This window comes from Olivibacter ginsenosidimutans, assembly GCF_039542865.1.
GTDB classification, from domain to species: Bacteria; Bacteroidota; Bacteroidia; order Sphingobacteriales; family Sphingobacteriaceae; genus Olivibacter; species Olivibacter ginsenosidimutans.
Genome location: NZ_BAABIQ010000010.1, coordinates 1 through 778, shown reverse-complemented (window position 1 = coordinate 778; position 778 = coordinate 1). Strand labels below are relative to the sequence as shown.

Genomic DNA, 778 nt, shown 5'->3' with positions numbered 1-778 from the left:
AAGCCGGGGCGTTTATGGCAGCCCAAGGATCACCAGACATCTGGGCAACAATGGCATACAGGTATCACAGCCAAGAGTGGCCAGGTTGATGAAAAAGATAGGGTTAAAAAGTATCACCAGAAAAAAATACCGGGTATGCACAACAGATTCCTCACACGCTTACCGTATATGCAGGAATCACCTTGACAGGGATTTCAGTGCAGCGGAAATGGGCAGGAAGTGGGTAAGTGACATCACCTACATCGCAACCCGGCAGGGATGGCTGTATCTCACTACGGTGATGGACCTTGCCGACAGGAAGATCATCGGGTGGTCTTTGAGTGATGGCATGAAGGCCGATCAGACGGTAATACCCGCTTTTAAAATGGCGATGGCAAACCGTAAAGCGAAGGGAACTTTGCTGTTTCATTCGGATCGTGGTGTGCAATACGCCTGTGATGAATTTAAGGCTGTACTGAAGAGGTATCCCGTACTGCAAAGCATGAGCAGGAAAGGCAATTGCTGGGACAACGCTCCTATGGAAAGTTTTTTCAAATCGATGAAAACCGAATGGATATATCATCATGAATATCTTGACAGGAGACAAGCTTCACTGGCCGTATTCGAATATATTGAAAGCTGGTATAACAGGAAAAGGCTCCATTCAGCCCTCGGATATTTAACACCTGCACAATATGAAAAATTGCTGTTGGTTGAGGCTGCTTAGGATTATAATGTTAGAAAAAATCAACCTAACCTAAATACTGAAAAATGTCTCCACTTTTTTGTTGTAATTCCA

1 protein-coding gene is annotated in these 778 nt (G+C 44.7%); it reads left to right on the top strand.

What is annotated here, in order from left to right:
* On the top strand, nucleotides 1–706 hold a 706-nt coding region (locus ABD930_RS08675; protein WP_345231330.1), incomplete at its 5' end, for an IS3 family transposase.
* Nucleotides 707–778: the final 72 nt, after the last annotated feature.